The sequence below is a fragment of the Paenirhodobacter sp. CAU 1674 genome (assembly GCF_029222945.1).
Taxonomy (GTDB): domain Bacteria; phylum Pseudomonadota; class Alphaproteobacteria; order Rhodobacterales; family Rhodobacteraceae; genus Rhodobacter.
Map to the genome: position 1 here is coordinate 12820 of NZ_JARHUH010000002.1, position 24690 is coordinate 37509.

Below are 24690 nucleotides of genomic sequence, written 5' to 3' on the forward strand. Positions count from 1 at the left end.
TTTCGTTTTTGGGCCGTGGTTTGCGCAGTAGGGCCGGGCCGCGTTGGCAATGTCTGGCGAAAGCGCTTATATGGCGCAAAGCACAGTGAAAGAATTGCCCGTGGCTCTGCATCTGCATCAAAACGACCTGCCCGAAGGGCTCGACCTTGGCCCGGTCGTGGCTGTCGACACCGAAACCATGGGGCTCGATCCGCGCCGCGACCGGCTGTGCCTGGTGCAGCTGTCTGCGGGGGATGGCAGCGCGCATATGGTGCAGATCGCCAGAGGACAGACCGAAGCCCCGCGGCTGTGCGCGATGCTGGCCGATCCGGGCGTGGAAAAACTGTTTCACTTCGCCCGATTCGACATCGCCGCGCTGTATAATGCCTTCGGTGTGGTCACCGCGCCGGTGTTCTGCACCAAGATCGCCTCGCGGATGATCCGCACCTTCACCGACCGGCACGGGCTGAAGTTCCTTCTGCAGGAACTGGTCGGGGTCGATATTTCGAAACAGCAGCAAACCTCGGACTGGGGGGCGGCGCAGTTGACGCAGGCGCAGCTGGAATATGCGGCTTCGGACGTTCTGTATCTGCACCGGCTCAAGGACGAACTGGTCCGCCGTCTGGCGCGCGAGGGGCGCACCGATCTGGCGCAGGCCTGCTTCGATTTCCTGCCCGCGCGGGCGCAGCTGGATCTGCTGGGGTGGGGGGACACCAATGACATCTTCAACCACTGACTATCTGGATACCGCGCGCCGCGTGATCGCGATCGAGCTGGAGGGGTTGCGCCAACTGTCGGACAGTCTGGATGGCAGCTTCTCCCGCGCCGTCGAACTGATCCTGGGCGCGCGCGGCCGGGTGATCGTTTCGGGCATGGGCAAATCGGGCCATATCGCGCGCAAGATCGCGGCGACGCTAGCCTCGACCGGCACGCCCGCGCAATTCGTCCATCCCGCCGAGGCGAGCCATGGCGATCTGGGCATGGTCACGCGCGAAGATGTGGCGCTGGTGCTGTCCAATTCGGGCGAGACGCCGGAACTGGCCGATCTGATCGCGCATACCCGCCGGTTCTCGATCCCGCTGATCGGGGTGGCCAGCCGCCCCGAATCGACTCTGCTGCGGCAGTCGGATGTGGCGATCGTGCTGCCCCAGGCGCCCGAGGCTTGCGGCACCGGCGTTGTGCCCACGACCTCGACCACGATGACGCTGGCGCTGGGGGACGCGCTGGCCGTCGCGCTGATGGAGCACCGCCAGTTCACGCCCGAACATTTCCGTACCTTCCACCCGGGGGGCAAGCTGGGCGCGAAACTGTCGAAAGTGGCGGATCTGATGCACCGCGACATGCCGCTGGTGCCCGAACAGACACCGATGTCAGAGGCGCTTCTGGAAATCAGCCAGAAAGGCTTTGGCGTGGTCGGCGTGACCGACGCCGGGGGGCATCTGGCCGGCATCATCACAGATGGTGACCTGCGGCGCCACATGCAGGGGCTGCTCGATCACACGGCTGCCGAGGTGATGACCCAAAACCCGCGCACCATCGCCCCCGATGCCCTGGCAGAGGCCGCTGTCGCCGTGATGAACGAGCGCAAGATCACCTGTCTGTTTGTCGTGGCCGATGGGCAACCGCAGGGCATCTTGCACATCCACGACTGCCTGCGGGCCGGGGTGGCGTGATGCATTACGACAACCGGCATTCGGCTCTGGTGGTCTGGGCGAAGATCGCTCTGCCGTTGGCCGCGCTCGGGTTGTTGTCCACGATGTTTCTGTTTTCCGGCAAGGTCGATCCCGGCGCTGCCCGGCTTTATGCCGAGGTCGATGTCGACGCGCTGGCGCGCGAACCGCGTATGACCGCCCCGCAGTTCGCCGGCATGACGCAGGAAGGCGCCGCGCTGACGGTCACCGCGCAGACGGCGATGCCCGACCCGAACGGGGGCGGGGCCACCGCCGAGCGCCTGGCGGCCAAGCTTGAAAGCACCGGGGGGCTGGTGACGGAGCTGACGTCGAAAACCGGGCGGCTGGACCCTGCACAAGGCCAGATTTTGCTGAGCGACGGTGTGGGTGTGCAAACCTCGGCGGGCTATCGCCTGGCGACGGACCGCATCGAGATCGCCACCGACCACACCAGCGTGATCGCCCCGGGCCCGGTGCAGGGCGAAGCCCCCTTCGGCACCATCTCGGCCGATTCGATGGCGCTGACTGCGGCCTCTGCGGATGGCCCGCACGATCTGGTTTTCAATGGCCATGTGAAGCTGGTATATCAGCCGAAGGAATGAGGGTTAGGTCATGTTGCTCCGTGTTTTCGCGCTTGTGCTGATGTTGGCCCCCGGGGCGGCGCTGGCGCAGCAGGTGGCCTTCGGTGGGCTTCGTGCCGACACGTCTGCGCCGGTCGAGATCACCGCCGACAGCCTTGCGGTCAATCAGGAGGATGGCACCGCCGTTTTCAGCGGCAATGTCCTGATCGTGCAGCAGGACATGCGCCTGCAGGCGGCCAATGTGCGCGTCGAATACGGCGACGATCACAGCCAGATCAAACAGCTGCATGCCTCCGGTGGGGTGACCCTGGTCTCTGCCAGCGACTCGGCCGAGGCGCGCGATGCGGTCTATGAGGTCGCCACTGGCCAGATCGTGATGACAGGCGATGTGCTGTTGACCCAGGGCAGCAATGTCATGGCCGGGCAGAAACTGTCGGTCGATCTGAAAACCGGCACCGGCCAGATGGACGGGCGGGTGCGCACGATCCTGCAACCGGGGGGCAATTGATGGCCCTGACCGGCAGTTCCGATGTCGCCGATCTGGTGGCCGAAGATGGTGCGGGCGGCCTGCGCGTGGTCAACCTGCGCAAGAGCTATCGCCGCCGTCTGGTGATCCGCGATGTGTCGATGCATCTCAACCGCGGTGAGGTCGTTGCGCTGCTGGGGCCCAATGGCTCGGGCAAGACCACCTGTTTTTACAATATCGCCGGGCTGATTACCCCCGATTCCGGGCAGGTGACGATCGACGGCACCGATGTGACCACCCTGCCGATGTATCGCCGGGCCCGTCTGGGCATCGGCTATCTGCCGCAGGAGGCTTCGATCTTTCGCGGTCTGAGCGTCGAGCAGAACATCATGGCCGTGCTGGAAATCGCCGTGTCAGAGCCGCACAAGCGGCGCGAACGGCTGGAGGAACTGCTGGGCGATTTCTCGATCGGTCATCTGCGGCAGGCGCCCGCGCTGGCTCTGTCGGGCGGGGAACGTCGGCGCGTCGAAATCGCGCGCTGCCTGGCGGCCGATCCGAAATATCTGTTGCTGGACGAACCCTTCGCGGGGGTCGACCCGATCGCGGTCAGCGAGATCCGCGCTCTGGTGTCGCACCTGAAGGAGCGGGGCATTGGCGTGCTGATTACCGATCACAACGTGCACGAGACCCTCGAGATCGTCGATCGGGCTTATATCCTGCACGACGGCAAGGTTCTGATGTCGGGACGCACTGAAGATGTGGTGCGCGACGAAAATGTGCGCCGTGTCTATCTGGGGCAGAATTTCCGCATCCAGTAGGGTGCTGCACTGCGGCGTAGGTCACCCGTTGACACCTCCGGCGTTCCGTTCCCAAATGAGACAAATGCGTGAACACCGCCTCACTTCCCGTGTGACTGCGCCGCGAGATTTCGGCAGGCCGAAAATTGTGCGTTCTGCGTCTTGCCGGTGGACCACGCCCCGTTTTCCGATATTAACCGGTCTGCAACCCGAATATGAAATTCCGGGACCAGACCTTTGACGTGAAGGAGAAGCCATGCGTTACCAGATCAGCGGCAAACAGCTCGACGTGGGTGAAGCGCTGCAAAGCCATGTGAAGTCCGAGCTGGGCGAAACGGTGGAAAAATATTCTCAGCGCCCGACCGATGCCACCGTGGTTTTCTCGCGCAATGCGCATGAATTCCTGTGCGAAGCCACGGTTCACCTGTCGACCGGGCTGACCGCTGCGGCGACCGGCCATGCGACCGAGATCTACGCCGCTTTCGAAGCGTGCCGCGAAAAGATGGACAAACAGCTGCGCCGCCACAAGCGTCGCCTGAAAGACCACCACAAGGAACGCGTCGAGCCGGTTGAATTTGACCAAGCGGGCCTGTATGTCCTCGCCGCGGATGATGAGGAGTCGGAGGCCGACGGCAGCAGCCTCGCACCTGTGATCGTGGCCGAGATGGAAACCAAGGTTCCCACCCTGTCGGTCGGCGAGGCAGTGATGCAGATGGAGCTGGCTGGCGCGCCGCTGCTCGTGTTCCGCAACGAGAAACACGGTGGGGTCAACGTCGTGCATCGCCGCGATGACGGCAATGTGGGCTGGATCGACCCGCGCAACAGCAAGTGAGCGCCTGACATGGCAGGCGCGGAAAATGGACAAATGGATCTTTCCAACCTGCTCAAGCCGGGCGCCGTCAAGGCCTTGGCCAATGTAACGAGCAAGAAGCGCCTGTTTCAGGATCTCGGGGATATCGCGCATTCAGCCTACGGGCTGGATGCGGCCCAAACCGTCGATGCGCTGCAAGAGCGTGAAAGCCTCGGGCCCACCGGCGTGGGTCATGGGGTGGCGCTGCCGCATGCGCGTCTGCACGGGTTGAAGTCTGTCGTGGGTGTATTCCTGCGCCTCGAACGCCCGCTCGATTTCGATGCGGTGGACCGGCTGCCGGTCGATCTGGTCTTTGCGCTGTTCGCGCCCAAGGATTCGGGCGTCGATCATCTCAAGGCGCTGGCCTTGGTGTCGCGCACGATGCGCAGCGCTGAAACCTGTGCGAAGCTGCGCGCCAACACCGACCCGTCGGCGCTGCATGCGGTGCTGACCGCCGCGCAGGGTGTGCAGGCGGCCTGATCAGGCCGCGTTCCACGCCCCAAATCCGAATTGCATGAAATCGCGCATGTAAGTGTCGCGCGCGGCCGCTTCCAGTTCGGGGCTCCAGATCTCGGCCAGTTTGAAGGGCGCGGTATCGGTTTCGCCAAGGTCCAGGGGCGGCGCGGCAATGCCCGCGGCCTGGGTCAGATAGGCCAGATCCTGCGCCAGACGCTCCTCCCGGGCCAGCAGATCGGGCAGCGCAAATTGCGCGAATCCCTGCAATGCGGCCGACTGGCTGGCCCAGAGCGCATGCACCGGCAGGCTGGTTTGCGCGTTCAGATTGGCCTTCAGCCAGCGGATGAACTCTAACAGAGCCTGGGCGTAATCGGCCGGCCCGATGCTTTTCCCTTCGGCGGGCAGTGGCAGCTTGTAGGCGTTTCGCAGAATATCGCGGCTTTCAGCAAAGGCCGGCCAGTGCAGCACCGCGGCAAAGGCCAGATGTGCGCGCATCAGCGGATGGCGCAGCACCGTGAAGCTGCGATGGCCGGGATGCTTGCGCTTCCACTGCCGCAGGGTCTTTTGCGAGAATTTTTCCTCTAGCGGCCCAATCTGCGCCATCCAGCCACGGATTTGCGCATCCAGCGCCGGGCGCAGCGGCATATAAAGCAACCCTGCCTTGGCGCAGCCGACGAAGCCCGGCACGTTCGGGCCTCGGCGCGGTTCGAAATTCGGTGTGCGCGACAGGTTGAACCTGTCCATCCGGGCCAGCGACGCCTCCATCCCGGCGAAATCGGTCACCTTGGCTTCCAGCGGTTCGGGATTTTGCGGCACCAGACTGTCGGGCAGGGCAGCCAGCCGTGCCTCAAGCCCAAGCCAGGCCGCCAGCCCGTTCAGAACGTCCAGATCCTGCGCATCTTCGTAGTCGATATAGAACGCGCTTTGCCCGCTGGTTTGCAGCGCATGCATCAGCACGATCTGAAAGCCCTGCAACTGCGCCAGATGGTCCTCGAACTCGGCGGCATCGAAATCGGCCTGCGCGGCCTTGCGGTGTTTCGCGTCGCCCAGCTTCCACTGTCCGGTCGCGCGGGCGATTTTCAGGCTGACGTAGCTGTCAATCGGATTGCGGGTCAGCACGATCTTGGCGCAGGTCGGGTCGGCCAGTATCGCCTCCAGCACGCGCGGGTCGTGGTCGTGGAAATAGCGGCAGCCGTTCAGCCCGGGCGCCGCCACGATCTTGCGCCACAGATGCATCGGTTCGGCATCGCGCGCGGCCTGCGTGACGCCCAGCAACTCGGTGCGTTTGGGGTAACCGATCAGCGCGGGATTGAAGGCCTCGCCGTGACAGGTCACGCCGGGCAAGGCGTTGAGCGCCGCTTCCAGCAGATTCGAGCCGGTGCGCATTTCGGCAAAGATCACGAAGCTGTCGAATTTGGGCATGAAATCACTTCACCAGATAGGGGCGCCCACGACGCGAGGCATTGGGCCGCGGATCGCCGCCGACAGGGAAATCGCCCATCAGCCGTGGCTGCATCCCCTGATTTTTCAGGTTCTGCAGGAACTGGCCGAAACCGGTCAGGTCCACCATCTGCGGCGCCTCGGTCAGGCGGCGGGTCGCGCGGGGGCTGATCTCGTCGATGATGGTCTGCAGCGGCTCCATCGGGTTTTCGACGAAATCGGCCATGTTCCAGATCCGCACCCGCGCCTTCACATACATCGAGCGCAGGATCGACAGGTGGTTGAGTTCAAGTTGCTGCAACCGCGCGGCCTCGGCCCGGATCGTTGCAAAATTCTCGTTCGAGCGGAACAGCGGCACGGCCCATGCGCCGCTGATGACCGAAATCTGCGCATTCGGATCGGTGGCGGTGAACCAGTTGATGTCCTGTGTGTCCCGGGGGCTGAACATGAAGCACTGTCGTTCGCCGCGCGAGTTCCAGATGACATTGGTCAGGAAAGCGCGGGGGTTGTAGTCGCGCAATTTGGCCGAATCGCTCAGGCAGCCGTTGAACATCGTCTCGCCGCCGGCGAATTCCGCGCGCCCGGGGGCGAACAGGTGGCCGTGGACCCGCGCGCCAACATATTTCGACAGCCATCCGTCGAAATTCTCGAACAGGTCGGAAAACCCCTGAAAGATCGAATAGGGCGCCGAGGTCTTGCCATTTTCGCGGTCGAGCAGCGGAAAGCGGCTTTGCATGTAAAGCCCGGGGCGGCCCTTGGTGCGTCGCTCGACCGCCTTGGCAAACAGCCGGTCGATCTTGGCCGGATTCGGTTCGGCAGTGCTTTCCGCTTCCTGTCGGGCCGACAGGAACGTGGCATAGAGCCGTTCGGCGCGGGGCCATATCTTGCGCGCCACAAAGCAATCCGAGCGGCGCAACAGCTGCAGGTGGTCGTCGTAGAAGATATGCGGCTTGCCCTGAAAATCGAATTTCGACAGCGTCAGAGAGCGGCTTTCGATCGAGGTTGCATAAAGCCGCGCGAGCGTCTGGAAATAGCTCTCGTCCGGGATCCAGACCTTTTTGAAATAGCGGTCGTAGGTCGGGCGTTCGGGATCTTGCAGGATCGCGCTCAGGGTCTGGCGCGTCAGGCACCACCACTGGCTGCCCAGATGCGGCACCAGCCCTGCGGGGATCTTGCGTTTCAGCCCCAGGCGGCGCTGCAGATGCACATAGCGGTCGAATAGACGGCGTTGCTTTTTCCAGGAAAACGGAAAACGCAGGGTGAAGCGTTCCATGTCGATGCCGCCGACCGTCCAGTCGACTTCGGCGGTGGTGACGCTTTCGATGAAATCGGTGTAAGGCCGCGCATCAAGGTAATCGACCAGCTCTTGCACCGGGCGCAGCGGCAGGCAGGCGCCCGAGGCAAGGAAGACATGGCGCACCTCGGCATGACGCGCCAGCATTTGCTCGGAGGCGGCCTGCGCGGCGGCGACGAGTGACCAGGTGCCCCAGTCGCATTTGTAGCGCCGCGAAAACGAGATGGTGTCGAAATCGGCCACAGCGGCCCGCAGCCCGTTGAATTCGCGATCGGGCACGCGTTTATCCACATGAATGACCACCGGCGCGCCGTTCGTGGCCCAGAACCGCGCAACCTGCGCGGCGCGGTCCAGCGCCGTGTGGCACATCATAATGAAACCGATGCTCACCCCCGCGCCCTCATGCCCAGTTGCCCTTGGAAATCAGCCCCAGAATTTCGAGCTGACGCCAGTTGATGTATTTCTCGGACCATTTGCACCACAGCTCGGGCTCTTCGCTGAGCATTCTGGCATAGGCCTTGTATTCGCGTGATCCGGCGAAATGTTCGCGCCGTTCCAGCTCTTCGGTGACCTTATCGGCCATCGGCGACAGGAATTTGGCATGCAGCAAACAGCCCGACGCCTTTTCACCCCCCCATTCGTCATAGACCGTATTCAGCCCGCGAGGCAGCAGCATATGCGTCGAGGATGTGAAGGCGAAGGATCGTTCCCATTTCACCAGCGGGATCTTGTTGAGGGACGGTGCCGCCTGCGGTTTGTGCGCGAAGAACATGCGCGCCCGCGGCCCGCCCTGAATCCAGAGGTTATGAAGCTGGGGATTCTTGGAAATCGTGTAATTGCCGCTGTCGAACCAGCAGGCGATCTCGAACGGGTCCTGGCCCTCTTTGTAGGGCACGGCGTCGATCGGTCCCTTGGGATACATGTCCAGCAACATCGCCGGGAAAGAGCGGATGTCGTAAGTATCCAGCCAGTCGGTCAGCGCGGTGATCGGGCGGGTGTCGCAAAACGGGTAGACAAAGAATTCGTCCGGGTCGACCGTCAGCGTCCAGTGCCCGGTGCCGTATTTGCGCAGCAGCCAGTTCATCCAGTCGACGCCGAAACGCGCGCGTTTGTAACTTGCCTCGGTCCGCCACAGCGAAACGTCGGGCTGCGCCTTGAGGTAGGCGGTGGAGCCGTCGTCCGAGGCGTTGTCGACGATCAGGAAGTGATGAACCCCCATGTCGCGATAGTAGCGCAGGAAATAGGGCAGGCGGATGCGTTCGTTGCGCAGGGTGACGAAGGCCAGGATGTCGCCGCGCCCGATCTTGCCCGTCTGGTCGTTGAGCATGCACAAGTCCCGCCTCTTGCGGAATGCGCGATAGAGACGGCGCTTGCGCTCAAGGCGCAGGCGGTATGTGCTCCAGATGCTCAACCCGGCCCTTTCCCGGCGGTCATGTTTCTGCGGTATGGATTGTTTCTCTCACGTCTTCTTTAAGACGATATTGAAATGCTCTGTCCACGTCGGAATGATAATTTTCGTGTATTCCGTGCGGATTGCTTCATCCGTCGCTGCAGTGCCCCCCGTCAGTTTTTTTATGATCTGCAGCCAATCATAGGGGGCGTCGGGGTTTGCGTAAATGGCGCTGTTGCCAAGCAATTCCTGCGTGGCAGGCAGGGGGCTGGCGACAACGGGCGTTCCAAGTGCAGCCGCTTCCAGAACAGGCAGGCCGAAGCCTTCGGCAAAGGACGGCATCAGCAGCGCCTGCGCCCGCGCCAGCAGGGCGGAAACCGCGGCATCGGGCAGGTCGGCGCGTTCCTGCACCACACAGCCCTGCGCGATTGCTTGATCCAGCCGGGCGAAGACCGCCTCGTTGCGCCAGCCGCGCCGCCCTAAAACCAGCAGCCGCGGGATTTGGTCTTCGGGCATTTCGGTCGACATCCTGTCCCAGACATCCAGCAGCAGCGCATGGTTCTTGCGCGGCTCGATCGTGCCCAGCGTCACGAAATAGCCGGGCAGCAAATCCAGATCGCCGGGGATCTGTGCGGGATCTGGCGGTGCGGTGGTGATCCCCAGATGCGCCACCAGAACCGGCGGCAGGGGCAGGCCCAGCCGCGCGGCATGGCGCGCCAGATCGGCGGCGGTTGCGGCGGAATTGGCAAGGATCAGATCCGCATTGCCCAGCGTGGCGGCAAAGCTGGCCGCAAACCGTTCGGGCTCGCCCTCGCGCGCGAATTGCGGGAAGTCGAGCGGGATCGTGTCATGCAGCATCGCGGTGATGCGCAAACCAGGCACGCGCTTCAGGCGTCGCAGGGTCTCGGGGCGTAGCGTGGTCTGGCCGACGTTGATGTAGCGGGCGGGTGTGGGAAGATGCCGCGCGATCAGGCGGGTCAGCGCGCGATGACCCGCGCGGGCGATGGCCCGCGCCCGCAGGCCCGCTTCAAGCCGTGTGCGTAGTCCGCGTCGTCCGCGCAACCGGTCGAACCATCCGGCACATGGCAGCGTTTCGGGCGCGCTGAGGGCGGCGAACAGGAATTCGGCCTCGGCCCCACGCAGCAGCAGATAGCCATAGCCGGTGCGGCACAGCAGGTAGAGCGGAACCGGCTCGTGGCGCAAATGGTCCAGATAGGCGGCTTCGACCCGGTCGACTCCGGTCAGCGGCCCCAGCCCTACCCGCGACACCAGCCGCGTGACATCCAGCAGACGTGCCGCCGGCTCAGGTCTCATAGTGGCCGGTCTGATGCCAGCGCCAGGCATCGGCGATCATGGTCTTCAGATCGGCGCGCTTGGGCGCCCAGCCCAGTTCCGACATTGCCTTGGTCGAGCCCGAAACCAGCACCGCCGCATCGCCGGGGCGGCGCGCGCCCTCGATGATCGGCACCTCGCGATTGGTCACGCTACGCGACTGGGCAATGACATCGCGCACCGAAAAGCCGCTGCCGGTACCCAGACAGAACACTTCGGAGCCCTTGCCCGCCTCAAGCCATTTCAGCCCCAGAACATGGGCGTCGACCAGATCCGAGACATGCACATAGTCGCGAATGCAGGTGCCATCGGCGGTGGGGTAATCCGATCCGAAGACCGTCAGCGCCGGGCGTTTGCCCGCGATCGCATCCAGCATCAGCGGGATCAGATGCGTCTCGGGTTGGTGGAATTCGCCCACCTCGGCCTCGGGGTCGCAGCCCGCCACGTTGAAGTAGCGGAAGATCACCGAATTCAGCCCGTGGCTGTTGCCGAAGTCACGCAGCATGTCCTCGATCGCGCGCTTCGATCCGCCGTAGGCGTTGATGGGTGCCTGCCGGGTGGATTCATCCAGCACCACCCCGTCCTGATCGCCATAGGTTGCGCAGGTCGAGGAAAAAACGAAATCGAGGCAACCCGCGGCGACGGCCGCCTCGATCAGTGTCAGGCTGGAAAGCACATTGCCGCGCCAGTATTTGCCGGGGGCTTTCATCGACTCGCCGACCAGGCTGAGGGCCGCGAAATGCATGACCGCAACCGGCCGCCATTTCGCGAACACCTCATCCAGACGGGCACGGTCGGCAAGATCGCCCTCTTCGAGGGGGCCGAATTTGACCGCGTCGCGCCAGCCGGTGACAAAGCTGTCATAGGTGACCGGCACATAACCCGCGTTACGCAGCGCCTTGCAGGCGTGCGAACCGATATATCCGGCGCCGCCGGTTACCAGAACATGCTTGGCCATCGGTTATTCGGCCGCCGTGCGCATCGCCATCACTTCGCTCAGATAGTCCGAGAACTCGTCGCGCAGATCCTCGCGGGCCAGACCGAAGGCCACCGTCGCCTGCAGGAAGCCCGCCTTGGTGCCGCAGTCGTAGCGCTGGCCGCGGAAACGGAAACCATAGACCGGATTGCCCGCCTCGATTTCCTCGGCGATGGCATCGGTCAGCTGGATCTCGCCCCCGGCGCCCTCTTTCTTTTTGTTCAGGTTGGTCATCACATTCGGGGTCAGGATGTAGCGCCCGATCACCGCCAGGTTCGAGGGCGCATCCTCGGGCTTGGGCTTTTCGACCATGCCCTTGACCTTGACCATCGCGCCCATGTCCTCGTCGATGTCCAGCACCCCGTAGGACGAGGTCCGTTCATGCGGGACTTCCATCGCTGCCACGACGTTGCCGCCGGTCTCGTTATAGGCTTCGACCATCTGCGCAAGGCACGGCTTGTCGGCGGCGATCACGTCATCGGTCAGAATGACCGCGAAGGGCTCGTTGCCGACCAGACGCCGCGCGCACCACACAGCATGGCCCAGGCCTAGCGGACGGTTCTGGCGCACATAGGCAATCGCGCCCGAATCCATATTGGTGGCTTTCAGGGTTTCCAGAAGTGCGGTCTTGTTGGCTTTGCGCAGCGAGCTTTCCAGCTCGGGGGCATCGTCGAAATAATCTTCAAGCGCGGATTTCCCGCGCGAAGTCACAAAGATAAATTCCTTGATTCCGGCGGCGCGGGCCTCGTCGATCGCATATTGGATCAACGGACGGTCCACCAATGTCAAAATCTCTTTCGGGATCGACTTGGTGGCGGGGAGGAATCGGGTCCCGAGACCTGCGACAGGAAAGATCGCTTTCGTGACCTTGCGTTTCATATGCACACCTATAATTCCGGACAAATGCGTCCTTTTTATGTGGTCATTTTAGGCTCGAAACGGGATTGGAACAAGTTCCGCTGCACGCGACGGCGAAACTTAAGGCAGGCTGTTGCCGATGGATGCTGCAACTGCATCGGTTCGCGACATTTGCTGCATGTCCGGTCAGGGATTGCGCAGGTCTGCAATTCGGCTGGCCTCGTGGCGCACCCTGGCACGGAAACCAAAAGGTCGAAAAAACGGATCCTGGCGCCCGGCGCGGCCCCAAAGCCCGCCGTTTTGTTCCCAATACCCTTGCGGGTGAAACCAGTGCCGGTGGCGACGGATCGAGGGGCCGAACAGCAGCAGCGTGACCAAATCGCCACGGGCGGCGGCGCGTGCCGCAGCGCGACGCTTGCGCCAAGCTTGCCAGACCCGCCCGGCAATGATGCGGCGTGGGCGCGGCCCTGCGGGGAAAGGCAGGAAGGCTGTGGTGTCGGACAACAGCGGCGCCAGATCGGGCAGGGGGCGGGCGCGGCCTTCCTTCAGCCCGGCCTGGAGCGTGGTCAGGATCGGCGCCAGGTCCTGTGGCTCCAGCGCGCCGTCGATCATGTAGCGTAAAAGCCGGTTGCGTTGGCGTGCGGTCAGCGTGGCGCTGGCTGCCTCCAGATCGGCGTGCGCAGGGGCGTATTTGCGCCAGAACACCGCCATGGAGGCGCCGATCTGATGCAGGTCGGTCGGCGCGCGGTCAACTGCACGCCGGGCCGAGGCGGCAAAGCCGTGATGCACCTGCGCGCCCGGGACGATCGCGGTCAGATGCCCATCTGCAGCCAGCCGCATGTTCAGGTCCGTCTCGTCCAGATAGAACTGAAAGCCTGGATCGAAGCCGCCGAGTTGCAGGATCGTGTCGCGACGAAAGGCGCAGTTGGTGCCTTCGGTGCGAATCGCCCGTCCGGCGGTCGGGGCGTGCAGGCTGGGCGCGGTTTCGTCAACCATCAAGGGGCTGGTCTGCCCCATCCGGTCGCAGCTGCTGGCCTGCCATTGAAACGAAATCCCGTTGCGGCCGCGCACGAACCCGCCGGCCGCCGCCACACGCGGATCGGCGAAGGGGGCGGTCAGGCGGCACAGCCAGGTCGGTTCGGGCACGGCGTCATCGTCGATGAAGGCCACCACCGGGGCGGCCGCCTGCCTCAACCCGGCATTGCGTGCAGCAGAGATATTGGGCGCATCGAAGGCCACCCGCTTCACGGCCAGATCCTCGGTCGCAGCAAGCCCCTCGGGGTCGGCCACGACGATCACCTCGAAGTCGGGGTGGTCGAGCTGCGCCAGCCCGGTCAGGCAGCGGGTCAAGGCGGCGGCGCGGTGGCGCGAAACGACGATCACGCTCGTCCGCACCACCGCCGTGTCGCTCATTCCAGCCCCATCTCGGCCATCATCGCCTCGATCCGCGGCACGTCCGAGGGGTTGTTCAGCTCCCAGAACTGGCGCCCGCGCGCGGCCACTTCGGTGCACAGCACCGCGCGCCCGTTTTCCAGAAAGCGCAGCTGCTCCAGTCCTTCCAGCGTTTCCAGCGGCCCGACCGGCCAGGTCGGATATTCCGCCAGTGTTTCGGGGCGGTAGGCATAGACGCCGACATGGTGGAACACCGGCGTCGGGTCTTCGGGCGCATAGCGGGCGGCGGTGAAGGGGATCACCTCTTTCGAGAAATAAAGCCCGCGATTTTCCGCCCCGAACACCGCCGTCGTTCCGCCCACGCGGTCGTTGCGGCGGTCTTCTTTCAGCGCCTCCAACATCGCGCCTTCGCAGCGCAGCACCGGGGTTGCCAGTTCCGCCCAGGGGTTGGCACGCAGCCCGGCCACCAGATCCTCGATGAACCAGGCGGGGGTCAGCGGTGCATCGCCCTGCAGGTTGACCACGATGTCATAGCCGCCGCCCAGATTGGCCAGCGCCTCGGCACAGCGTTCGGTGCCGTTTTGGCAGGCCTCCGAGGTCATCACCACCTCGGCGCCGAAGCCCTCGGCCTCGGCCTGAATGCGCGGATCATCGGTGGCCACGACGACGCGGTCGGCGCCCTGCACCGCCATCGCCGCTTCCCAGCTGCGCCGGATCAGGGTTTTCGATTGGCCGGAAACCCCGGTCAGTGCGACCAGCGGCTTGCCGGGATAGCGGGTCGAGGCGTAGCGGGCGGGAATGACGATCAGAACAGACATCATTTCACCAGCAGAACGCCGGGGGCGAAGGCGATGAAAAACGGGTTTTCGAAGCCGGGCTTGCCATAGGTGAAGGGGCTGTGGTCATCGAAGCGCACCATCTCGCCGCCCGCGCCGCGCAGCACCGCGTCGCCCGCGGCCGTATCCCATTCCATCGTGCGCCCAAGGCGCGGGTAAAGATCGGCCTCGCCCGTTGCCACCAGACAGAATTTCAGCGAAGACCCGGCCGAGGTCATGTCTTTCACGGCATATTGATTGATGTAATCGTCGGTGGCCTGATCGCGATGCGACTTCGAGGCCACGACCATCAGCCCGCGATTGTCGGGGACCGAGACAGTGATCGGCACTTGCGCACCGATAGTGTCCTTGTCGAACGGCCCTGTTTCCTCGACCGCGCGCCCGTCCGCCAGCGTATAGAACAGCCGCTCGCGGGCCGGGGCATAGACCACACCGCGCAGCGGCACACCGTTTTCGACATAGGCGATATTGACCGTGAAATCGCCGCGCCGCTTGATGAATTCCTTTGTGCCATCAAGGGGATCGACGATCAGGAAGGTGCTGACATTCTGGCTGTGACTGGCGGCTTGCTCTTCGGTGACCAGCGGCATTCCGGGAAACGCCTCGGCCAGCCCGGCCGAAATCAGCGCATCGGCGGCCTCGTCGGCCTCTGTCACCGGCGAGGCATCGGATTTCGATTTCACCTCGAATTCGGGAGAGTTGTAGATTTCCATGATCTTGTCGCCTGCCTCCAGTGCAAGGCGGCGCATCACCACAACAAGGCGTTCAAAATCCATTTTCACTCCATTCCGGCCCGAATTTGGCCCGATTGCTATGCTGTTTGTCTAACCTTATGATAGTCCGTCAAGGGAACGGCAAGTTTTCCACGGCATAATCACGCCAACAGCCAGCGCGGCAGGGTCATGTTCAGAGCAGCACGCAGCAATTCCACGCTTGGATCGACCTTCAGCCTGCTGGAGCTGATCTATCATGCGACGGTGCGCTCGATCCGCCGCAGCCACGGCAATGCCATCATCGGTCTGATCATGAACATGTTTCAGACCATGCTGCTGGTATTCACCTTCTACATCATGTTCGGTGTTCTGGGGATGCGCGGTAACAGCGTGCGGGGCGATTTCCTGCTGTATGTGATGAGCGGGATTTTCCTGTTCATGACCCATACCAAGGCGATGGGCGCGGTCTTCGGGGCCGAAAGTTCGACCTCGCAGATGATGAAGCACGCGCCGATGACGACGGCGGTCTCGATTTCGGCGGCGGCGCTGGGCGCGCTTTACATCCAGCTGCTTTCAATGCTGGTGGTGATGTATCTGTATCACGCGGCGTTCAAACCGATCGAGATCTACAACTGGGTCGGCGCCATGGGGATGGTTTTCCTGTCGTGGTTCACCGGGGTTGCACTGGGCATGGTGTTTCTGGCGGCCAAGCCCTGGGCACCCGATGTCGTCGGTGTGATCCAGCAGGTCTATTCCCGCGCGAACATGATCGCGTCGGGAAAGATGTTCCTGGCCAATACCCTGCCGCACAAGATGCTGGTTCTCTTCAACTGGAACCCGCTGTTTCACACGATTGACCAGGCGCGGGGCTTCACCTTCATCAATTACAACCCGCATTTCTCGAACTGGCAGTATCCGCTTTATGTCGGTCTGGCCTTCCTGATGATCGGCCTGATGGGTGAATTCTATACCCGGCAATATGCCTCGATCAGCTGGAGCGCGCGGCGCTAGGCGCCTGCGCGTCCCGGCAGGTCAGGCGCTGCGGATCGTGTCGCCGCGCTGCAATGTCGGTTCCAGTTCGATCACCTCGCCGCCGATCAGCCCCGAATGTGGACGCCCGGCGATGATTTCGGCCGCCTTGCGACCGATTTCGCGGCGGCAGGCATCCATCGTCGCCAAGCGCCGCGGCAACCCGTCCAGCAGGTCAACGCCGTTGAACCCGGCCAGGCCAACGCGCCCGGGCACGTCAATGCCGTTGTCCAGACACCACAGCAACCCGCCGGCGCCGATCATGTCGTTGGAGTAATATAGAAAATCAAGGTTGGGAGAGCGTTTCAGGATCGCCTCTGTCATCTCGCGCCCCTTCAACAGCGCGGAACCGCCGGAATAGAATTCCTCGTCCTCCAGCTGCAGCCCGGCGGCAGCCAGCCCCTCCTTGAAGCCTTCCAGCCGTTTGCGGGCGCGGTGATCCTCGGGCATCTTCGTGCCCAGAAATCCGATATGACGATAGCCCGCCGCGACGATGGCCTCGGCCATGTGCAACCCTGCCCGGCGATGCGAGATCCCAACGACCGAATCGACGCCGGAACCGTCGACATCCATGATCTCGACAATCGGGATGCCGGCGTTTTCCAGCATGGCACGCGCCGAGTCGGTGTGCTCCAGCCCCGCGATGATCACCCCCGAGGGGCGCCAGGACAGCATTTCGTAAAGCACCGCCTCTTCTTTCTGCGGCGAATAGTTGGTCACGCCGACCACCGGCTGCAGCCCGGTATCCTCCAACTCTGCCGAAATCCCGGACAGCACCTCGGGAAACACCAGGTTCGACAGCGAAGGGATGATCACCCCCACAAGATTTACGCGCTGCGATGCCAGTGCCCCCGCGATCTTGTTGGGCACATAGCCCAGTGCCTTGGCCGCCCCCAGCACCTTTTCGCGCGTGCTGTCGGACACATCGCCGCGATTGCGCAGCACCCGGCTGACCGTCATTTCCGAAACCCCCGAGGCTTCGGAGACGTCACGCAGGGTCAGCGGTCGGCGGGGGTCGGTAGGGGGACGGGTCAATCGACGAGCCTTTCGTTGGGATTGTCCTTGTTAGACTCATATATTTCTGTTGCGCAAGCGTCTGGCAAGCGCTATGTTAGCGATAACGGCACTGGAGAAGACTCCGAAAATCCGGTGCCTGACAGATCCGACGCGTGTGTAGAATCCGATCACGGGTCCGGAACATCAAGGGGGGAACGGTCGGCCAACCGTTCCCCCTGTTCCTATCTGCCCTTCCTCTCCCTGTGGCTTGCGCAAATCACGAATTGCCCCCATTAAGGGCCTGTGGCCCCGTGGCTCAACTGGATAGAGCAGCCCCCTCCTAAGGGGCAGGTTACAGGTTCAAATCCTGTCGGGGTCACCAATCTCCCCTCAAAATATTGAAATACCTTACTTTTTAGGCGTGCTTTTGAGCGGGGGAAGATCGGTGCAGCGCGATGCCCGGGAAATTGTCGGCCTGATGTGTCCGATGTATTTCCGCCGGTGTCCCGGGCCTATGCATGCCTCCGGCGTCTCGTTTCTGAAGAGCCGAGCCTGGGGAAACTGTGGCGGCTGACCGATCACGTTTCTTCGATCAGTGCATGCTGCGGTTGCATCCATTGGTCGGAAATGGTCATTCTTTTTCTGGGCCATGCGTATGATTTCTCGCGCCTTTCAGCCCGAATTGTCCCAGAAGAAAGCATTCGATCATGTTTGGCCCAAGTCCCAGGGATATTCCGGCGGCTCTGCAGAAGGCGCGGGCTTTGCAGATGGCGGGGCGGCTTGGCGATGCGCATGAGCTTTACAAGGCGATCCTTGCGCTCCGGCCAGACACCGTCGAGGCCCTGTATCAGATCGGCAAGATCGGCATTGCGGCGCGCGATTATCGCGGCGCGGCGCGGGTCCTGGCCAAGGCGCAGCGGTTGCGCCCCGAAGACCCGATCATCCTGACGACTTATGCCGAAGCGCTGCGGGATGCAGGCTCGATCGAGAAGGCCGTCGACAAGTTCAGGGAGCTGATCCGATTGCAGCCGAACGACATGGCCGCGCGGCTGGCTTTGGGTCAGTTGCTGCAGCGTGCCGGAGACTTCGAGGCCGCGGAAAGGGAGTTTCGCCGTGCGATCAGGCGGGTGCCCCACAATGGCACGCTTTATCTTGCGATGCTGTCGAGCAAGAAACTGCGCAAGGGCGACCCGCTGATCTCGGAGATGCTCCGGATCTACAAGGCCCATGACCTGCCGCCACGCCAGCATGCCCACCTGTGTTTCGCGCTGGCCAAGGCGATGGAGGACAGCGGCCAGACCGACCGGGTGTTCCGTTTCCTGAACGAGGCGAATGCCGAAATGCGCGCATTGATGCCTGCCACGCTCGACCCGATTGCGGAGCGTCGCAAGGAAGTCGAGGGGTTGATCGAGGTTTTCCGGGATGCGGATTTCGGGACGCCGGGCCTTGAGCCGGACGACAGTTTCGCCCCGATCTTCGTCACCGGCATGCCCCGGTCCGGCACAACCCTTGTCGAGCAGATCCTCGCAAGCCATTCGCAGGTCACCGGCGCGGGCGAGATCCTGATGCTGACGGGGGCGCTGCGAAAGCTCGTTCACGTCAAGCAGGGGGATGGGTTGCGGGCTTTGGCCGACATCCCGCGCGAAGAGATGGAGGCGGTCCGCACCTTCTATCGCAGTGTTCTGCGCGGGCAGGTGGCTTTCGACCGGTACGTTACCGACAAGACACTGACCAGCTATCTGTTTATCGGGCTGATCCGGCACATCATGCCGAATGCCCGTATCATCGTGGTGCATCGCGACCCGCGCGACAACCTGCTGTCGATTTACAAGAACATCTTCCGGGAAGGGGATCATCCCTACGCCTATGACTTCGACAGCATGGCCTATCAATACAAGAGCTTCCGCAAGATCGTCGATTTCTGGCGCGAAAAGACGCCCGACGCGTTTATCGAAGTCCACTATGAAGACCTGATCCGGAACCCCGAGGAGCAGTCGCGTCGTCTGGTGGCGGCCGCAGGGCTGGAATGGGAGGATGGCTGCCTGAATTTCCACCGCAGCACGCGAATGGTGAAAACCATTTCGCTGCATCAGGTGCGGCAGCCGATCTATAAAAGCTCGATGCATGCCTGGGAAAAATATGCAGACGACCTGCAGCCGCTGATCGCTGCATTGGCGCAGGGCTGAAAGGCCCGCGGCGGGTTTCGGGGCACTGAAACACGCCGAAGTTGTGCGTTTTCGTCACTCTCCCCCGGTTGTCAGGCGAAGGGTTGGGTCAACGCGTGCGCTGCAGTCTGTCATCCGCGAAAATAGGGTGTTCTTCCGGGCCCGGATAGTGACGACCGCACCGCATTATCCAAGGCGCGGCGTTGTTTTCCCTATGAAACTTTGGATTGAGGGGCTAAAACCCGTGGTTGAATGGGGCGGGTGCCACAGCGCGCCGGATTGTGTAACACCGTCGGTTTGCCAGCATTCGACGGGTGCACATCCGCAAGACGGCAGAATAGGAAAACTCGATGAAGGCAGGATTGTCCGGGGCGGAAATGAAACGAAGCCTCGCCGGGGTGCGGGGCTTGATCGGATCTGCATTTCTGTTCAGTTTTTTCACCAACCTGCTGCTGCTGACCGGGCCGCTGTTCATGCTGCAGGTCTATGATCGCGTGATCGGTTCGCGTTCCGAAGAGACGCTGGTCGCCTTGTTCGCCTTGGTCGCGTTCTTGTATTTTTTCTACACGTTGCTTGAGTTCGTGCGCGGCCGGGTGATGGCCCGCGTCGGTGCGCGTATTCAGGAAAGTCTGAGCGAGCGGCACCTCGCCGGAATCGCTCAGCCGTTCGTTTCATCAGCTCGAAGGGGACAAGATCATACGGATCAACACGCCCTATGATATCGACGTGCTCGATCTGGCGAAGCTGACGGAAGTTGCGGGCAACTCTCTGTTGCTGGAGCGGCTCTGACCCGCGTCGCGGCGAGGTCAGAGCGGAATGACCATATCCAGCCCATCGGCGAGGCCGGGAATGTCGCAAAGCCGGAATTGGCGGGGGCTGAGAATTTCTATCAGCCCCTGTGCATGCAACTGGCGCAGCAGCCGGCTGATCGTTTCGGGGGTTGTGGCCAGCAGATCGGCGATGTCACGCCGGGGCAAAATCATCGTCAGCACCCCGGTGCCATCGGGCTGCGGGGCCCAGTCCATCCAGTTGCGCGACAGCAGCAGGAACGCGCGCAGCCGCTGATTTGATTCAAGCGCACCCAGAATCCAGGTCAGCCGCCGCGTCTCGTCCAGACGGGTGACCATCTGGTTGCACAGCGCCCGGCACAGCCCCGGCTCACGACTGAGCAGCTGCTCGAATTCCAGCCGCTCAAGCCGGCACACCGACACCGGGGTGATCGCCTCGATTTCATGTTCGTTGCGTTCTTCGTTTTCCCGGCCGACGGTCTGGCCCGGGCGTGCGATCGCCATGATCTGGCGTCGCCCGGACAGGCTGTGGTGTTGTGTCCTGACATAGCCGCTGCGCAGGATGACCACGTCCGAGCTGTCGCCCTCTCCGCCACAGATGCGTCGATTCGCCGGATAGCTGACGATCTGGGCTCGTGCGGCGACCCGTTCGCGCACCTGATCCGACAGCCGCCCGCACAGACCGTTTTTGCGCGATTTGCAGGTTGTGCAGCCTGCTTCTGTCTCGGAGGTCGCGAGATGAGCCGTCATGATCGCCCTAAGTGTCTACCTACAAATCAGGCGCATAGCTGCATCTGCGTGCAATTCACCCCTGAGGAGAGTCGCAAACCTGCCCGGCCTCTGTCAATCTTTGATGCGCAATAATGATGCACTGCGCAAGGGGACGGAAGCTTTGTCACATTCTTGGGCGCCGGGCGTTGGGGCGGCTGAAATTGCGGTCTATTGCCGCAACCAAGGGGCGAGCCGGGGTTGCGCAGGCTGACCTCCATAATACGCGCGGTCATGGCGTCGGCTGCCGCGAAGGCAGCGCTGCATGGATTTCGCATCGTGCCGGGCCTGATAAAAAAGGCCCGCGACGGGCGCGGGCCTTTGGTTCAGATGTCGGGTCGGATCAGTCGTTCCAGGCCTTGTCTTCGCCATTGATCTGCACGCGGGTGGGCAGGCCGATCCGGTCGAGCAGGGTAAAGAACGGTTTCGGGTCCAGTTCCTCGACGTTTTTCATCGTGCCCACGTCCCACTCGCCGGTGGCCACCAGCATCGCCGCGGCGACTGGCGGCACGCCCGCGGTGTAGGAAATGCCCTGGCTGCCGACCTCCAGATAGGCCTCTTTATGATCGGCGACGTTATAGACGAACACCTCGACATCCTTGCCGTCCTTGGTGCCCTTCACCAGATCGCCGATGCAGGTCTTGCCGGTGTAATCCGGGGCGAGGCTGGACGGATCGGGCAGCACGGCCTTGACCACTTTCAGCGGCACGACCTCCTGGCCCTCGGCGGTTTTTACCGGATGTTCCGACAGCAGGCCCAGGTTCTTCAGCACGGTGAAGACGTTGATGTAGTGATCGCCAAAGCCCATCCAGAACCGCACATCGGCCTGCGGGTAATTCGCGCTCAGCGAATGCACCTCGTCATGGCCCGACAGATAGGCGCGGCAGGTGCCGACCACGGGCAGATCCCAGTCGCGGCCGACCTCGAACATGCTGTTCTCGACCCACTTGCCGCCCTGCCACGAAAACACCGTGCCGGTGAATTCGCGGAAATTGATCTCGGGGTCGAAGTTGGTCGCGAAATAGCGCCCGTGGCTGCCCGCGTTGATGTCGACGATGTCGATGGATTTGACCTCGTCCATGTATTCGTCAGCGGCGAACCGCGCGAAGGCATTCACCACGCCGGGGTCGAAGCCCGCGCCCAGGATCGCGGTCACACCCTTTTGCGCGCACAGATCGCGCTTCTTCCATTCGTAATTGCCATACCACGGCGGCGTTTCGCAGACCTTGGCCGGATCTTCGTGAATTGCCGTGTCGATATAGGCCGCGCCCGTTTCGATGCAGGCATCCATCACCGTCATGTTCACGAAGGCGGACCCCACGTTGATGACGATCTGTGCCCCGGTCTGGCGGATCAGCGCGGCCACGGCGGCGCTGTCCATCGCGTCCACCGCGTGACTGTCGAACGTGCCCGGCACCTTCATCGCGTTCTTTTCCAGAACGCTGGCAATGATTGCGTCGCATTTCGCCTTCGTGCGCGAGGCGATGTGCAGGTCGCCCAGAACGTCATTGTTCTGCGCGCATTTATGGGCGACGACCTGCGCCACGCCCCCGGCACCGATGATGAGCACGTTACGTTTCACTTCTGCTGTCTCCTTTTCTTCAGGACAGGGGAAGGGGGCCTGCGCGGCCCGGATCAAGGGCGGATGCCCTCACGAAAGCGAAGACTGATAGTCTTCGTAGGTGAATTCACGGATCAGCTCGACCGTGCCATTGCCATCGGCGCGCCGCACGGCGATGGCAGGCATGTTGACGCCGTTGAACCAGTTCTTCTTGACCATGGTGTAGCCCGCCGCATCGGCAATGCTGATCCGGTCGCCCACCGCCAGCGGCGCGGGGAATTTCGCATCGCCGAAGATGTCGCCTGCCAGACAGGTCTTGCCCGCGATCTGATAGGCGTGATCGCCGGTCTGTGGCAGTTTCGCGGTTTCGCGATAGATCAGCAGATCGAGCATATGCGCCTCGATGCTGCTATCGACGATCGCCACCTGCTTGCCGTTGTCGACGATGTCCAGAACCGAGACCTCAAGGCTTGCTGCCCCGGTGATCGAGGCCTCGCCCGGTTCCAGATAGACCTGGATGCCGAATTTCTCGGCAAAGGCGCGCAGCCGCGCGGCCAGCGCCTCCAGCGGGTACCCTTCGCCGGTGAAGTGGATGCCGCCGCCCAGGCTGACCCATTTCAGTTGGCTCAGGAATTCGCCGAATTCACTCTCGATCCGGGTCAGTTGCTGGTCGAACAGGTCGAAATCGCGGTTCTCGCAATTGTAATGGATCATCACGCCCGAAATCCGGGGCAGGGCGGTCATCAGCTTGGTCATGTCCCATTCGCCCAGCCGCGAGAACGGCCGCGCCGGGTCTGCCAGGTCGAACCCGCTGGTGGAAAACCGCGGGTTCAGCCGCAGCCCGCGTTCGATATGCGCGGCCTTGTCGGCAAAGCGCTCCAGCTGGCTGATCGAGTTGAAGATGATCTTGTCGGCATAGCCGATCGCCTCGTCGATTTCGGAATCCGACCAGGCGACGGAATAGGCGTGGGTCTCGCCGCCGAATTTCTCGCGCCCCAGACGCAGCTCGAACAGGCTGCTGGACGTGCTGCCGTCCATATAGGGCCGCATCGACGGAAAGACGCCCCAGGTGGCGAAACACTTCAGCGCCAGCAGCGCCTTGGCACCGGACAATTCGCGCAGGCGGGCAATCTTTTGCATGTTCTGCAAAAGCCGCGCTTCGTCGATCAGGTAAAAGGGTGTCGGAATCATGGGCTCCCCCCCGAGGCGGCAAAGTGAAGCCGCGATATAGGGCCCATGCCCCCCCTTCGCAAGGGAAACTCAGTCCACGCGGATTGCGTCCTTGGCTACGGCCAAAGTGTAACCCTTGCGTGAAATGTTGCGCACCAGCAGCTCGGCCACCAGCTGATTGCCCAGGGCATCGCGCAGCCGCTTGATCCGGGTGGCGCCCGCGGCCTCGTCGCAATCGGGTTCGGGGCGGCCGGAAATCGTCGCTTCGATCTGCGCGCCAGTCAGGATGTCGTCATCCATCCGCGCCTCGGCCAGCACGGCCAGTGTCTCGATCGCCGCGGGCGTCAGGGTGAAGGCCATGTCGTTCAGCATCACCGCGTTTTCGCTGCGCAGGATGCGCAGCCGCTGCACCTCGATCCCGGCGCGCTGGATCTCGCTCATCCGCCGGTTCAGCCCGACTATCAGCAGCAAGAACACCAGCGCGGCGATCAGCAGGGCGGTGGCAAAGACCAGCAGGATGAAGATGATGACGCGGTAAGACGACAGCACCTCGCCAAAGGCGGTGCCCGATTGCGCCAGAACCTCCAGCAGGCGGATTTCGCCCGCGCCGGTCAGCGCGTCGTTCTGCACGAAGATCCGCTCGACCCGCGCGTTGAAGGCATTGGCGTCGGGCAGCGCGAAAAACAGCAATCCCGCCGCGACGGCCAGAATCGTGGCAATCGCCGCAATACCCCAGACCACGGCCCGGTTGCCCGCGCGCAGGCTGTCAGTAACGGAGGAAATATTGTCCGGCACTGGCTTTCCTTTGATCCAACCCTTCGGGGCCGAAAATGGACAGGATGTTGAGCAGCGTCCAGCCCTGACGGGCAAGACGCGGGGCAAGGGCCTTGGCGGCGGCCCCGGCCGACCCGCAGGCATTGTCGGGCAGCTTGGCCACCCCGTAATGCAGCCGCAGCGGGTTGTCCTGCTTGGCCTTGTAATCGGCATAGCAGTCGGCCTGCGCGGGGGCTGCGGCCAGAAGGGCAAGGATCAGGAGCGCATGTTTCATCATGTCCCAACGCTGCGCGCAGTGACGTTGTTATGCAATAGCCAAAGGGGGTTACAGGGCTTGCTATCGGATAACAGGGGGCTGTTATTGCGTGGCGGTTGCGGTCGGGGCCAGGGTCCAGGCATCGAAACCGCG

24 protein-coding genes, 1 tRNA gene and 1 pseudogene are annotated in these 24690 nt (G+C 62.9%); 11 read left to right on the plus strand and 15 right to left on the minus strand.

Annotated features, from left to right (window positions below; all coding sequences use genetic code 11):
- Window positions 1-100 precede the first annotated feature (100 nt).
- The 7 genes from P2G62_RS02200 (at window position 101) to P2G62_RS02230 (ending at window position 4823) form a co-directional block, all read left to right on the plus strand.
- A complete protein-coding gene (locus tag P2G62_RS02200) occupies window positions 101-715 on the plus strand; it encodes a ribonuclease D (protein WP_275733232.1) in 615 nt (204 codons plus the stop codon).
- On the plus strand, window positions 696-1652 hold the full coding sequence (locus tag P2G62_RS02205; RefSeq protein ID WP_275733233.1) for a KpsF/GutQ family sugar-phosphate isomerase: 957 nt from the start codon (window positions 696-698) through the stop codon (window positions 1650-1652). Before P2G62_RS02200 ends, P2G62_RS02205 begins: the two co-directional genes overlap by 20 nt.
- A complete protein-coding gene (gene lptC, locus P2G62_RS02210) occupies window positions 1652-2251 on the plus strand; it encodes an LPS export ABC transporter periplasmic protein LptC (protein WP_275733234.1) in 600 nt (199 codons plus the stop codon). Before P2G62_RS02205 ends, lptC begins: the two co-directional genes overlap by 1 nt.
- A gap of 10 nt (window positions 2252-2261) precedes the next feature.
- Window positions 2262-2738 carry a lipopolysaccharide transport periplasmic protein LptA gene (lptA, locus tag P2G62_RS02215; RefSeq protein ID WP_275733235.1) on the plus strand — a complete coding sequence of 159 codons (477 nt, stop codon included), beginning with the start codon at window positions 2262-2264 and terminating at the stop codon, window positions 2736-2738.
- Window positions 2738-3514, plus strand: a complete 777-nt coding sequence (gene lptB / locus P2G62_RS02220) for an LPS export ABC transporter ATP-binding protein (protein WP_275733236.1) — start codon at window positions 2738-2740, stop codon at window positions 3512-3514. Before lptA ends, lptB begins: the two co-directional genes overlap by 1 nt.
- Window positions 3515-3749: 235 nt before the next feature.
- Entirely contained in the window at window positions 3750-4325 is a 576-nt protein-coding gene (gene raiA, locus P2G62_RS02225; protein WP_275733237.1) for a ribosome-associated translation inhibitor RaiA, read from the plus strand.
- A 33-nt stretch (window positions 4326-4358) separates the two neighbouring features.
- Window positions 4359-4823, plus strand: a complete 465-nt coding sequence (locus tag P2G62_RS02230; protein ID WP_275733238.1) for a PTS sugar transporter subunit IIA — start codon at window positions 4359-4361, stop codon at window positions 4821-4823.
- On the opposite strand, the gene P2G62_RS02235 is transcribed toward P2G62_RS02230, so the two are convergent.
- The 9 genes from P2G62_RS02235 to cysQ form a co-directional block, all read right to left on the minus strand.
- Window positions 4824-6221 carry a nodulation protein NodH gene (locus tag P2G62_RS02235; RefSeq protein WP_275733239.1) on the minus strand — a complete coding sequence of 466 codons (1398 nt, stop codon included), beginning with the start codon at window positions 6219-6221 and terminating at the stop codon, window positions 4824-4826.
- Window positions 6222-6225: 4 nt separating this feature from the next.
- The gene (locus tag P2G62_RS02240; RefSeq protein WP_275733240.1) at window positions 6226-7923 is read right to left on the minus strand and encodes a beta-1,6-N-acetylglucosaminyltransferase; all 1698 of its coding nucleotides are present in this window, start codon (window positions 7921-7923) and stop codon (window positions 6226-6228) included.
- A 10-nt stretch (window positions 7924-7933) separates the two neighbouring features.
- Entirely contained in the window at window positions 7934-8944 is a 1011-nt protein-coding gene (locus P2G62_RS02245) for a glycosyltransferase family 2 protein (protein ID WP_275733241.1), read from the minus strand.
- A gap of 48 nt (window positions 8945-8992) precedes the next feature.
- The gene (locus tag P2G62_RS02250; RefSeq protein ID WP_275733242.1) at window positions 8993-10237 is read right to left on the minus strand and encodes a glycosyltransferase family 1 protein; all 1245 of its coding nucleotides are present in this window, start codon (window positions 10235-10237) and stop codon (window positions 8993-8995) included.
- The gene (galE, locus tag P2G62_RS02255) at window positions 10227-11213 is read right to left on the minus strand and encodes a UDP-glucose 4-epimerase GalE (protein WP_275733243.1); all 987 of its coding nucleotides are present in this window, start codon (window positions 11211-11213) and stop codon (window positions 10227-10229) included. Before galE ends, P2G62_RS02250 begins: the two co-directional genes overlap by 11 nt.
- A gap of 3 nt (window positions 11214-11216) precedes the next feature.
- Window positions 11217-12110 (minus strand): UTP--glucose-1-phosphate uridylyltransferase GalU, encoded by an 894-nt coding sequence (gene galU, locus P2G62_RS02260; RefSeq protein WP_275733244.1) that lies wholly within the window; start codon window positions 12108-12110, stop codon window positions 11217-11219.
- Window positions 12111-12275: 165 nt separating this feature from the next.
- Window positions 12276-13502, minus strand: a complete 1227-nt coding sequence (locus P2G62_RS02265) for a glycosyltransferase family 2 protein (RefSeq protein WP_275733245.1) — start codon at window positions 13500-13502, stop codon at window positions 12276-12278.
- Window positions 13499-14299 (minus strand): manno-octulosonate cytidylyltransferase, encoded by an 801-nt coding sequence (locus P2G62_RS02270; protein WP_275733246.1) that lies wholly within the window; start codon window positions 14297-14299, stop codon window positions 13499-13501. The genes P2G62_RS02265 and P2G62_RS02270 overlap by 4 nt, the downstream gene beginning before the upstream one ends.
- On the minus strand, window positions 14299-15093 hold the full coding sequence (cysQ, locus tag P2G62_RS02275) for a 3'(2'),5'-bisphosphate nucleotidase CysQ (RefSeq protein WP_275733247.1): 795 nt from the start codon (window positions 15091-15093) through the stop codon (window positions 14299-14301). Before cysQ ends, P2G62_RS02270 begins: the two co-directional genes overlap by 1 nt.
- A gap of 126 nt (window positions 15094-15219) precedes the next feature.
- On the opposite strand from cysQ, the gene P2G62_RS02280 reads away from it, so the two are divergent.
- Complete coding sequence (locus tag P2G62_RS02280; protein WP_275733248.1) at window positions 15220-16041, plus strand: ABC transporter permease; 822 nt, start codon at window positions 15220-15222, stop codon at window positions 16039-16041.
- Between the two features lie 21 nt (window positions 16042-16062).
- Here P2G62_RS02280 and P2G62_RS02285 read toward each other — a convergent pair whose 3' ends face one another.
- Window positions 16063-17094, minus strand: coding sequence for a LacI family DNA-binding transcriptional regulator (locus tag P2G62_RS02285; protein ID WP_275733249.1), 1032 nt, complete (start codon window positions 17092-17094; stop codon window positions 16063-16065).
- 266 nt (window positions 17095-17360) lie between these two features.
- On the opposite strand from P2G62_RS02285, the gene P2G62_RS02290 reads away from it, so the two are divergent.
- From P2G62_RS02290 to P2G62_RS02300, 3 genes and pseudogenes are all read left to right on the plus strand, one after another.
- Window positions 17361-17437: transfer RNA gene (locus tag P2G62_RS02290), tRNA-Arg, on the plus strand.
- 325 nt (window positions 17438-17762) lie between these two features.
- Entirely contained in the window at window positions 17763-19241 is a 1479-nt protein-coding gene (locus tag P2G62_RS02295; RefSeq protein ID WP_275733250.1) for a tetratricopeptide repeat-containing sulfotransferase family protein, read from the plus strand.
- A 356-nt stretch (window positions 19242-19597) separates the two neighbouring features.
- Window positions 19598-19843: pseudogene (locus tag P2G62_RS02300) on the plus strand (type I secretion system permease/ATPase); the annotation flags it as partial.
- Window positions 19844-20026: 183 nt separating this feature from the next.
- Here the strand turns inward: P2G62_RS02300 and P2G62_RS02305 are convergent.
- The 5 genes from P2G62_RS02305 to P2G62_RS02325 all read right to left on the minus strand — a co-directional run bounded on the left by P2G62_RS02305 (window position 20027) and on the right by P2G62_RS02325 (window position 24558).
- Window positions 20027-20758 carry a Crp/Fnr family transcriptional regulator gene (locus P2G62_RS02305; RefSeq protein ID WP_275733251.1) on the minus strand — a complete coding sequence of 244 codons (732 nt, stop codon included), beginning with the start codon at window positions 20756-20758 and terminating at the stop codon, window positions 20027-20029.
- 361 nt (window positions 20759-21119) lie between these two features.
- Window positions 21120-22358 (minus strand): saccharopine dehydrogenase family protein, encoded by a 1239-nt coding sequence (locus tag P2G62_RS02310; protein ID WP_275733252.1) that lies wholly within the window; start codon window positions 22356-22358, stop codon window positions 21120-21122.
- 69 nt (window positions 22359-22427) lie between these two features.
- On the minus strand, window positions 22428-23528 hold the full coding sequence (locus P2G62_RS02315) for a carboxynorspermidine decarboxylase (protein WP_275733253.1): 1101 nt from the start codon (window positions 23526-23528) through the stop codon (window positions 22428-22430).
- Between the two features lie 69 nt (window positions 23529-23597).
- Complete coding sequence (locus P2G62_RS02320) at window positions 23598-24302, minus strand: helix-turn-helix domain-containing protein (protein ID WP_275733254.1); 705 nt, start codon at window positions 24300-24302, stop codon at window positions 23598-23600.
- Window positions 24274-24558, minus strand: coding sequence for a hypothetical protein (locus P2G62_RS02325; protein ID WP_275733255.1), 285 nt, complete (start codon window positions 24556-24558; stop codon window positions 24274-24276). Before P2G62_RS02325 ends, P2G62_RS02320 begins: the two co-directional genes overlap by 29 nt.
- Window positions 24559-24690 lie beyond the last annotated feature (132 nt).

Coding starts and splice junctions, on each gene's coding strand:
- P2G62_RS02250 (WP_275733242.1), bottom strand. CDS start 10,237: ATGAGACCTGAGCCGGCGGCACGTCTGCTGGATGTCACGCGGCTGGTG.
- P2G62_RS02305 (WP_275733251.1), bottom strand. CDS start 20,758: ATGACGGCTCATCTCGCGACCTCCGAGACAGAAGCAGGCTGCACAACC.
- galU (WP_275733244.1), bottom strand. CDS start 12,110: ATGAAACGCAAGGTCACGAAAGCGATCTTTCCTGTCGCAGGTCTCGGG.
- cysQ (WP_275733247.1), bottom strand. CDS start 15,093: ATGGATTTTGAACGCCTTGTTGTGGTGATGCGCCGCCTTGCACTGGAG.
- lptB (WP_275733236.1), top strand. CDS start 2,738: ATGGCCCTGACCGGCAGTTCCGATGTCGCCGATCTGGTGGCCGAAGAT.
- lptA (WP_275733235.1), top strand. CDS start 2,262: ATGTTGCTCCGTGTTTTCGCGCTTGTGCTGATGTTGGCCCCCGGGGCG.
- P2G62_RS02325 (WP_275733255.1), bottom strand. CDS start 24,558: ATGATGAAACATGCGCTCCTGATCCTTGCCCTTCTGGCCGCAGCCCCC.
- lptC (WP_275733234.1), top strand. CDS start 1,652: ATGCATTACGACAACCGGCATTCGGCTCTGGTGGTCTGGGCGAAGATC.
- P2G62_RS02295 (WP_275733250.1), top strand. CDS start 17,763: ATGTTTGGCCCAAGTCCCAGGGATATTCCGGCGGCTCTGCAGAAGGCG.
- P2G62_RS02205 (WP_275733233.1), top strand. CDS start 696: ATGACATCTTCAACCACTGACTATCTGGATACCGCGCGCCGCGTGATC.
- P2G62_RS02230 (WP_275733238.1), top strand. CDS start 4,359: ATGGATCTTTCCAACCTGCTCAAGCCGGGCGCCGTCAAGGCCTTGGCC.
- P2G62_RS02265 (WP_275733245.1), bottom strand. CDS start 13,502: ATGAGCGACACGGCGGTGGTGCGGACGAGCGTGATCGTCGTTTCGCGC.
- galE (WP_275733243.1), bottom strand. CDS start 11,213: ATGGCCAAGCATGTTCTGGTAACCGGCGGCGCCGGATATATCGGTTCG.
- P2G62_RS02280 (WP_275733248.1), top strand. CDS start 15,220: ATGTTCAGAGCAGCACGCAGCAATTCCACGCTTGGATCGACCTTCAGC.
- raiA (WP_275733237.1), top strand. CDS start 3,750: ATGCGTTACCAGATCAGCGGCAAACAGCTCGACGTGGGTGAAGCGCTG.
- P2G62_RS02235 (WP_275733239.1), bottom strand. CDS start 6,221: ATGCCCAAATTCGACAGCTTCGTGATCTTTGCCGAAATGCGCACCGGC.
- P2G62_RS02315 (WP_275733253.1), bottom strand. CDS start 23,528: ATGATTCCGACACCCTTTTACCTGATCGACGAAGCGCGGCTTTTGCAG.
- P2G62_RS02270 (WP_275733246.1), bottom strand. CDS start 14,299: ATGTCTGTTCTGATCGTCATTCCCGCCCGCTACGCCTCGACCCGCTAT.